The organism is uncultured Campylobacter sp. (genome assembly GCF_937997405.1).
In the GTDB taxonomy this organism is placed as follows: Bacteria; Campylobacterota; Campylobacteria; order Campylobacterales; family Campylobacteraceae; genus Campylobacter_B.
Map to the genome: position 1 here is coordinate 1 of NZ_CALKTL010000176.1, position 8,509 is coordinate 8,509.

General features: G+C 44.2%; 8 protein-coding genes and 1 tRNA gene. 3 read left to right on the top strand and 6 right to left on the bottom strand.

The genetic code is table 11. The features are described 5' to 3' along the window. Positions 1-138 precede the first annotated feature (138 nt). The 6 genes from Q0372_RS09365 to murA form a co-directional block, all read right to left on the bottom strand. The gene (locus tag Q0372_RS09365; RefSeq protein ID WP_298105220.1) at positions 139-1,227 is read right to left on the bottom strand and encodes a hypothetical protein; all 1,089 of its coding nucleotides are present in this window, start codon (positions 1,225-1,227) and stop codon (positions 139-141) included. A gap of 72 nt (positions 1,228-1,299) precedes the next feature. Further along, positions 1,300-1,776 carry a pantetheine-phosphate adenylyltransferase gene (coaD, locus tag Q0372_RS09370; RefSeq protein WP_298105223.1) on the bottom strand — a complete coding sequence of 159 codons (477 nt, stop codon included), beginning with the start codon at positions 1,774-1,776 and terminating at the stop codon, positions 1,300-1,302. Continuing rightward, entirely contained in the window at positions 1,776-2,330 is a 555-nt protein-coding gene (locus Q0372_RS09375) for a UbiX family flavin prenyltransferase (protein WP_298105226.1), read from the bottom strand. Before Q0372_RS09375 ends, coaD begins: the two co-directional genes overlap by 1 nt. Positions 2,331-2,406: 76 nt before the next feature. Then, positions 2,407-2,481, bottom strand: a tRNA-Gly gene (locus Q0372_RS09380). A 61-nt stretch (positions 2,482-2,542) separates the two neighbouring features. Next, complete coding sequence (locus Q0372_RS09385; RefSeq protein ID WP_298105229.1) at positions 2,543-3,724, bottom strand: molybdopterin molybdotransferase MoeA; 1,182 nt, start codon at positions 3,722-3,724, stop codon at positions 2,543-2,545. Positions 3,725-3,956: 232 nt separating this feature from the next. Continuing rightward, positions 3,957-5,225 (bottom strand): UDP-N-acetylglucosamine 1-carboxyvinyltransferase, encoded by a 1,269-nt coding sequence (gene murA, locus Q0372_RS09390; RefSeq protein ID WP_298105232.1) that lies wholly within the window; start codon positions 5,223-5,225, stop codon positions 3,957-3,959. A gap of 125 nt (positions 5,226-5,350) precedes the next feature. Here murA and Q0372_RS09395 point away from each other — a divergent pair, with 125 nt between their 5' ends. The 3 genes from Q0372_RS09395 (at position 5,351) to Q0372_RS09405 (ending at position 8,023) form a co-directional block, all read left to right on the top strand. Beyond that, complete coding sequence (locus tag Q0372_RS09395; protein WP_298105235.1) at positions 5,351-5,986, top strand: NlpC/P60 family protein; 636 nt, start codon at positions 5,351-5,353, stop codon at positions 5,984-5,986. A gap of 760 nt (positions 5,987-6,746) precedes the next feature. Then, positions 6,747-7,304, top strand: coding sequence for a rhomboid family intramembrane serine protease (locus Q0372_RS09400; protein WP_297949985.1), 558 nt, complete (start codon positions 6,747-6,749; stop codon positions 7,302-7,304). 44 nt (positions 7,305-7,348) lie between these two features. After that, positions 7,349-8,023 carry a histidine phosphatase family protein gene (locus tag Q0372_RS09405; protein ID WP_298105238.1) on the top strand — a complete coding sequence of 225 codons (675 nt, stop codon included), beginning with the start codon at positions 7,349-7,351 and terminating at the stop codon, positions 8,021-8,023. Positions 8,024-8,509: the final 486 nt, after the last annotated feature.

Genomic DNA, 8,509 nt, shown 5'->3' on the forward strand with positions numbered 1-8,509 from the left:
CGTTAGATGGAATGGGCGGCATTTTGGGCGGAGCAGTGCGGTAGCGTCGTGCAGAGTGGGGCGCATTACCTAGCGGCGCGGGCAGGCAAACGCTGCGCGCTATGATAAAATCGCGACGATGAAATTTTAAATTTTGCCCTATACGTTTATCGGTTCGGGATTTATCGCTATGAAATCTTTCCTCAGATCGCCAAGATCGCAATCGGTAGCCGTGATCGTAAAATCCTCCGTCATATCGAGCGCAAATTCGCCAAGATCTGCTTTAAGCTGCTTCACACACCCCCAAATAAGCTTTTTAGCCTGCGCATATTTATCATTTAGCTGCGTTTCCTGATTGAAAAGATCGAAAATTTTCGCCGTTTCGTAGTCTACTTCGACCTCGGCTCGAAACTCGTAATCAGGAACTAGCCAAAGAAGCCAGCCGTCCTTTCGTGCAAGCCACTGCGCGCGCTGTTCTTGCGAGCCGAATCCGATGATTGGCGGCAAACTCCTATTGTCGCAAGCTAAATTTATGCAGTAGAGCTTGCAGTCTGGCGCATGCTTTTTGATCGTCTCTTTAATCGCTGGCAGCAGCCTCTGCGCGGCGAGCTCATAGAGCTTTTTGTAGCTCATATTCTTATCGGGCTTTTGATAGCGCACATAACCATTTTCGGTTATTAAGCTTAGCTCGCCCATTGCGTCAAATTCATAGTTTGTTACGTCATTCCTTCTGCCTGCGCGAGGGTGCTCTACATACTCCCGTCTTTGTGCGAGCTTGCCGCCTTCGTAAGTAAAATTTTCTATCCCATAGGCGTTGTTGTCAAAGGCCGAGTAGATGGACTTTAACTCGCCATTTTCATAGATAAATCTTTTTATATTGAAGCATCCTACGCATCTTTTGTTATAGCAACCGAAATGATATTTTAAAACTTCGTCCCGCCCCCAAAAATAAAGGCTTTCAAAGAAATGTTTTTTGCCGTCATGTTGTCTTTCAAAAACGACGCGATCTTGCGCGTCAAAGCCGTATTCGTAGGCGTTTACGATCTTTTTTGGTTTAGCTTTTAAAATTTTGCCCTTAAAGAAGCGGTTATATTCGAAATAAAAGGGCTCTAAATTGATATAGCTACCAGACGCCCAGCGCCTACTTACGACCTGCGCTTCGGCTATTTTATGTAAGGCTTTGTATTCATCTCTCACGCTTTTTAAAAACGTTCGCAGTCTTTCTATCTCATCCATTGCTTCGCTCATTTTATCTCCCGTGTGGTTTGTAAATTTTAAATTTAGCTGCGCCTGCGAGCTAAATTTCAGTCGCTTGCAAGCTCATTTTTTCAAAAATTTTAAAATTTCGCTCGGCACGAGGTGCGAAACGTCGCCGCCGTGGCTCAAAACGGAGCGGACAATCGAGCTTGAGATGAAGGCGTTTTTGAGCGTCGGCATCAAATACACGCTCTCAAATTCCTCCCATAGCGAGGCGTTTGCATAGCCGATCTGCAGCTCGTACTCAAAGTCGCTAACCGCGCGAAGCCCGCGGATAACGAAGCGCACGCCGCAAGATTTAGCAAAATCCACGAGTAGATTATCAAAGCTTTGCACGCTCACGCCACGAAGCCCGCATGTTGCGGCTCGCGCCATCTCTAATCTGGATTTTAGGCTGAAGTAGGGCTTTTTGCTCTCGTTGAGCGCGACTGCCACGATGACTTCGTCAAAAAGCCCCAGCGCGCGCTTGATTACGTCCAGATGGCCGTTCGTGATAGGATCGAAGGTGCCTGGATAGATACATTTTCTTGAGTTTTGCATTATTGCCACCTTTTAAATAGCTCGTTTTGCACGCCTAGCGCGTCGCACCACTTGCCGATTATGAAATTTTTTAAATTTTGTACGCCGCAGTAGCCTGCGATCACGGGCGGAGCGATGATGACGCCGAGCGCGGCTAGCTCGCTCATTTGTCGCAGGCTGATCGCAGAAAGCGGCATCTCACGCACGCCAAGAACCAGCCGCTTGTGCTCTTTTAGCGCGACTGCAGCGGCGCGGGTGCTTAGACTGTCGCAAAGCCCGCCGTAAATTTTAGCCAAAGAGCCGATAGAGCAGGGCGCAAAGATTGTGGCGTCAATGCCGAACGAGCCCGAAGCGAGCGGCGCGCCCAGATCGGTGTCGGGATAAAATTTTACGTTCTTAAATTCCGCGGATTTTAAAGCCTCGTTCGCATCTACGCCGCTTTCGGCGCTCAGGACGCGGCGCGCGCCCTGCGTAAGCACGGCATGGATTTCATGCGGCGAGCTGGCAAGAAATTTAAGCAGATCAAGCCCGATCTCGCAAAAACTGGCGCCGCTTACGCAAACTAAAATTTTCATTTTAAGGCTTTCATATCAAAATTTCGTGGCTTGAAAGCGAGCGGAACGGAAAGAATTTTAAAATTTGAAGTTGAAATGGAGCGGGAAACGAGAGTCGAACTCGCGACATCAACCATGGCAAGGTTGCGCTCTACCACTGAGCTATTCCCGCATGCGGTAAAAATAAAGCGCGATTGTAGCCTATAAATTTTCATTTGTCAATAATTTCTCGCTTAAATTTCATAAATTTTTACGATTTCTCCAGCGCGAACTTTGTCGCATTCGGGATCGGCCAAGAAAAAATGCGATGCCGCAGCCAGCGGTCTGATGCGCCCAGAAGGCGACGGCATAGGCGTAAAAACTCCGCCTTCATACGCGCCTACGGTTAAATTTACTCTGCCGCTTTTTAGCTTTAGATCGCTTGCGAGCTTGGCATAGATCGCCGCTTCTGCGCTAAAAGCCTCGCTTGCGCCGCTAAGCTTAAATAGGATCGGCAGTATGACTGCGCGCGTAAGAACGAAAGCAGCCATCGGATTGCCCGCCATTGCAAAGACGAATTTGCCGTCTTTTGCGAAGCACTTGCTGGGGCGGCCGGGCTTGATATCAATGTGATCGAAAACCTGCAAAAATCCAAGTTCACTCATAGCGCTTTGCATAAAATCCGCCTCCCCGGCACTTGCTCCACCGCTGGTAATTAGCACGTCAAATTTACGCGTAGCAGCGTCTAGTGCCTTGCATACCGCGCTAAAATCATCCTTTAAAATCCCTAAATACTCATTTTCAAAGCCGTATTTTTGCAGCAATGCAGCAATGCCACTAGAGTTGGCGTTATAAATTTCGCGCTCGCTCGCACTCTGCCACGGCTCTTTTAGCTCGTTTCCGCTGGAAAATAGGGCGATTTTAGGACGCGCGTAAACGTCCACTTCGTAAATTCCTTGCGCAGCAAGAAGCATGATTTTGGCAGGGTTTAAAATTTCGCCACGGTGCAATAAAAGCTCGCCCGCGCGCACCTCCTCGCCTTTTTTACGAAAGCCGTCGTGAGCATGAACGGAAGCAGGGATTTTTAGAGTTCCGCCTTGCGCGTCTACATCCTCTAGCCTCGCGACAGAGTCCGCACCTGCAGGCATTGGCGCGCCGGTCATTATCTTTTGCGCTTGCGCAGCCTTTATTTCATAGAATTTTTCGTCTCCTGCAAAAATCGTAGGCTCTACGATCTCTAGCTCTTCGTCTTTGAATTCCGCCGCGTAGGCATAGCCGTCAAGTGCCGAATTATCGAAGCAGGGCAGGTTTTTAATCGCAGAAATATCGCTATAAAGGATGCGGTCTAGAGCGCTGGGAAGAGGTACCATTTCGCTCCGCCTGCTTGATGTGATTCTGGCCGTAGCCAAATCTATAGTCTCATTTATTCCTATCATTTTAAGTCCTTTTTATCATTTTTACATTTAAAATCTGCGCAGTTAATATCTCGCGTGGTCTTAAATTTTATGTTGCGCCAAAGCTTGCAAAGCAAAATTTTATCCAAATAAATGCGCGAAATTTTACGGGCTCAATTGCCTTATTTTAATGCGAGCATTGCTTAAAATTTCAGAACGTATCACTAGTAAAATTCCGTGAGCTTGCTTACACAAGTTTTTTATTTCGAAGTCCTCATTCCTCTAGCCTCTGTATATCGGCACCAAGCGCACCAAGCTTAGCCTCTAGTCTCTCGTAGCCGCGATCTAGGTGGTAAATTCTATGTATTTTGCTCTCGCCGCTCGCCGCGAGGGCGGCTAAAACAAGCGCCGAGCTGGCGCGCAGATCGGTCGCCATAACGTCCGCGCCGTTTAGCTTACCGCCGCTGATCGTCGCGATGTGGCCGTTTAGGCGGATATCTGCGCCCATTCTTGAAAGTTCGCTTACGTGCATGAAGCGGTTTTCAAAAAGCCTCTCGTCGATGGTGCTGACGCCCGAGGAGATGCACGCCAGCGCCATAAACTGCGCCTGCATATCGGTAGGAAAGCCCGGATATTCGCTCGTGATAATCTCAACTGGTTTGATCTTTGAAGCGGGCAAGATCGTTATCTCGTCGCCGCCGCTTGAAATTTCAAATTTAAAGCCCATATCTTCAAATTTTGCAAGCACCGCGCCAAGATGAGCCGCGCAAGAGTGCGTGATCGTGATACGAGAGCCCGTGATTGCGCCTGCGCACAGATAAGTGCCCGCCTCGATGCGATCAGGAATGATCGAAATTTCATCCAAGCTTAAAAGCTCGCCGCCGCTTCCTTTAATGAGAATCTCGTTCGTGCCGATGCCATCTATGTCGATGCCTGCGCTTTTTAATGCGTTGCAAACGGCGATTACTTCGGGCTCGTTTGCCGCGTTTATGATATGCGTGGTGCCGCTTGCTAAAGCCGCCGCCATTACGATATTTTCGGTGCCGGTGACGGTAATTTTGTCAAAATTTATAGTCGCGCCCTTAAGCCCCTTTTTTGCGGTGCAAACGACGTAACCTTGCTCGATCTTAACCTCTGCGCCCATCTTTTCAAGCGCGCTAAGGTGCAGATCGATCGGTCTGGCGCCGATCGCGCAACCCCCCGGAAGGCTTACCTCGCAGTGTCTAAACCGCGCTAAAAGCGGCCCCAGCACTAAGATCGAAGCTCGCATTTTACGCACTATGTCGTAGATCGCCTTGGTCGAGTTTACCTCGCGCGGATCGATTTTGGCGGTATTGGCGTCAAGAAACTCGCACTTTGCACCTAAATTTGAAAGCAGCTGAATTAGCGTGTGGATATCGGAAACTGCTGGTAAATTTTTAATTACGACTTCGTTTCTTGAAAGGATAGATAGAGCTATGAGCGGCAATGCGGCGTTTTTTGCACCGCTTATTTTGACGCTGCCGCTTAGTTTTTTGCCCCCGTTAATTCGTAGATAATGCATGATTTCTCCGTGTAAAATTTCGGCGATTATACAGAATTTAGCTTTAAAGTTACCATTTTGTTACCACTGAGCGCTAAAATTACGCCTAAATTTAACCGTTACATAATTTTATAAGGATTTTTTATATGAAACAACTAATTATTTGCGCTTTGGGTGCATTTTTGCTGATCGGTTGCTCCTCAAAAGCCCCGTCTACCGGCAGCCAGCAAGCGTATGTCTTAAACGATCATGAAGAAGGAATAACTTCGGTGCCAGGAAGCGAGTTTAACCGCCCACTAATTGCATCTGTAGACGATTACACCGGCACTCGCGCGGGAGGGGACTGCAGCGGATTTATCACCGTACTAAATGATAAATACGATGATCTGTTTTTTAACTCAAAAGATCTGCCGAAATACTTCACAAACGGACGCAAATCCCAAGCAATATATAATTATTACAGCCGTAAAAATTTACTCAGTAATACGCCGCGAGTGGGGGACTTGGTGTTTTTTCAAAACACCTTGCGCTCTAACAAAGGCAAGGTCAATAACGAAATCAGCCATATCGGTATCGTGCGCGAGATATATGCCGATGGTCGCGTGAAATTCGTCCACAATACTCGTGGTAGAAATCAAGCGGACTTCGTAAATTTAAATAAGAAAAACGTCCATGTAGCAGGGCAAAAGATGGAAAATAGCTACATCGTGCGCTGCGGCAAAGATCGCATAAGCTGCCTAGCATCGAACCGCTTCGCAGGATATGGACGAGTAAATAACTAGAATTTTGAAAATTTTTTCCGTATTTTTTGAAAAATTTCTTATAACGTTTGGAATTTATTAGATTTTATGGAATTTTGCTAGACCTTTTAAAAATTCGCGGCGGTTTGATTTAGGCTCTAAAATTTCAAGTGAAATTTTGCAGATAATTTAGCTTGGAATTTTAGCTGCAACCTATCTTTGCAGAATTTATTAAATTCCTAAAAAATTCTAATCAAATTTTAGAATTTTATGATTTTTAATCTCCTGCAGCAAAAACTTATGAATAAAAACTCACTTTGATACTATCGCGACAAATCAAATTAGCATTTTTAACGCGCAATATAATAAGCATTTAAAATAATTACTCTAAAATTTATTTTGAAATTAATTTAAACTCAAATTTTTGTTGTTCTTAGTAAAATTATACTTATAATTTTACATAAAATTCTACGAAATAGCTTCATATAGTTGAAATTCCATCGTTATTAAATTTAACGGCATGTTTGTTTTTTAATTTACGTCAGATAAACTTTATAAATTCCAGTAAAGCTTTCAAAAAAGATTTACGGTCTAAATTTTGTTACGAAAATTTTAGTTTAAAGCTTTATATCTAAATTTTAAATTTTAGCGCAGCTATTTGATAAGGCGCTTTCAATTAAAACTATTAGCGAATTTTAATGCTAGCACTTATCCATAAATTTATCTCTAGCCTATAAAATCACACTACGCCTTTAATTTAATAAAAATTTTGCTACTATGCGTGAAAAATTTAAGGAGCTTCATGCAATCAGGCAAATTTACTCTCGCGATCATCGCGGTGAATATCCTATTTTTCGTAATTTCATTCGCATTGGAATATTTTTTCGGCTTTAAGTCCTACCTGTTTTTTGGGCTCAATCCATATTTTTTCGAGGGGATGCCGTGGCAGCTACTAAGTTCATTTTTTATGCATGGCGGAGTGATGCATCTAGCGATGAATATGGCAGTTTTGTATCAATTTGGTGGGATTTTAGAGCGAGCGTTCGGTGGGATAAAATTTACGCTGCTTTACATCGTAGGCGGGCTGCTGAGCGGCGCTTTGTGTCTGATTTATATCCGTTATGCCATGAGTATGGGAGAAATCGTCAATATCGTAGGCGCTAGTGGCGCTATTTGCGTGCTTTTAGGCGTGATTGCTTATTTTGATGAGCGCAATACGGGCGGGATTTTTGTCGCGATTTTGATAATGAGCTTTGCGCCGATGTTAATGGGCGTAAATGTGGCATGGTTTGCGCACATAGCGGGATTCGTGGTCGGTTATGGCTTTGGAATGATCCAGAAAAAATTTAGAATTTTGTAGAATTTATCGCTAAATTATACATAAAATTTTATGAAAGGATGCAGATGAAGCGGATATATTTTATAAGACATGCCGAGGCGCAAAGAGACAACGGAAGCGATTTTGAGCGGACATTAAGCTATGCGGGCGAACTTTGCGCAATTAAACTCGGAGAAAAGCTGCGTAGCTTGAGGCTTGTGCCTGATTTGATTATTACAAGCTCGGCTATACGCGCACTCCATACGGCGCAAATTATCGCTAATGCGTTGGATGCGACAAAAAGGGTAGCGTCATTGCGAGAGTTATACGACGCAAGCTTATGGGATTTGGCAAAGTTTGTTCGCAGCTTGGATGAGAAACGATTTTTTGGGTGCGGTGTGAATGTTGAAAAATACAATGCGGTTGGTCTGAGTAGCGAAAAACATCGCGACGCAAACGATGAAAATTCTGCTTTTAAGAGCACTAAAATTCCCGTTAGCATTAGCGAAAATAATGCGATATCTTGCAACAATGTAGAAATTTCTAGCGCAGATATTGTGCAAAATTTTAACGCAGCTAGCGCGGAATGCGTATTTATCGTTGGACATAATCCGACAATAGGCGGAATTTGCTCGCTTTTAGGCAAGAAGGAAGTCGATAAATTTCCTCCTTGTTCGATTTGCGGCTTAGAATTTGACGTTCATAAATTCTCAGATATTACCGATCATAGCGGCAAAATGGTAATGCTGCAGTGCCTTTAATTACGCTTTTAACGCTTCATAATTACAATCGGGCGGCTCGTTGGCGCATTAAAGCTACTTTTTGCCGAGCATTGTCATATACTCGTAAAATAAGACCATATGGCAAAATAGCAAATTATTTTTGAGATAACTTTAAATTTTAAAAAATTTCCAATGATGTGGCTCGCCTTGAAATCGTGGACTAAATGAGTCAGAAAACTAAATTTCATATTTTTAGATGATCGAGTGTTAGCACTTTCGCTTGAAATTCCATTTGCTTTGAAAAACCTTAAATTTAGATTTTAAGGATGGAAATTTCACGCTGAAATTTTCTCAAAAACATAAATTTATTGAGAAGAATAAAATTTATTAAGTAAAATTTAATAGTAGCCGTGGTATCATTCCCCAAAAATTTTGATAGGGAATTAAAATGAGACAGTACGAAACTTACAGATGCGACAAATGCGGCGCGGAGGTCGAGGTCCAGGATCTCGTCGGCGTGGTAGC

Bases quoted from the DNA above. Each gene is read 5' to 3' on its own strand.
- Q0372_RS09365 (WP_298105220.1), bottom strand. From the start codon at position 1,227: ATGAGCGAAGCAATGGATGAGATAGAAAGACTGCGAACGTTTTTAAAA.
- coaD (WP_298105223.1), bottom strand. From the start codon at position 1,776: ATGCAAAACTCAAGAAAATGTATCTATCCAGGCACCTTCGATCCTATC.
- Q0372_RS09375 (WP_298105226.1), bottom strand. From the start codon at position 2,330: ATGAAAATTTTAGTTTGCGTAAGCGGCGCCAGTTTTTGCGAGATCGGG.
- Q0372_RS09385 (WP_298105229.1), bottom strand. From the start codon at position 3,724: ATGATAGGAATAAATGAGACTATAGATTTGGCTACGGCCAGAATCACA.
- murA (WP_298105232.1), bottom strand. From the start codon at position 5,225: ATGCATTATCTACGAATTAACGGGGGCAAAAAACTAAGCGGCAGCGTC.
- Q0372_RS09395 (WP_298105235.1), top strand. From the start codon at position 5,351: ATGAAACAACTAATTATTTGCGCTTTGGGTGCATTTTTGCTGATCGGT.
- Q0372_RS09400 (WP_297949985.1), top strand. From the start codon at position 6,747: ATGCAATCAGGCAAATTTACTCTCGCGATCATCGCGGTGAATATCCTA.
- Q0372_RS09405 (WP_298105238.1), top strand. From the start codon at position 7,349: ATGAAGCGGATATATTTTATAAGACATGCCGAGGCGCAAAGAGACAAC.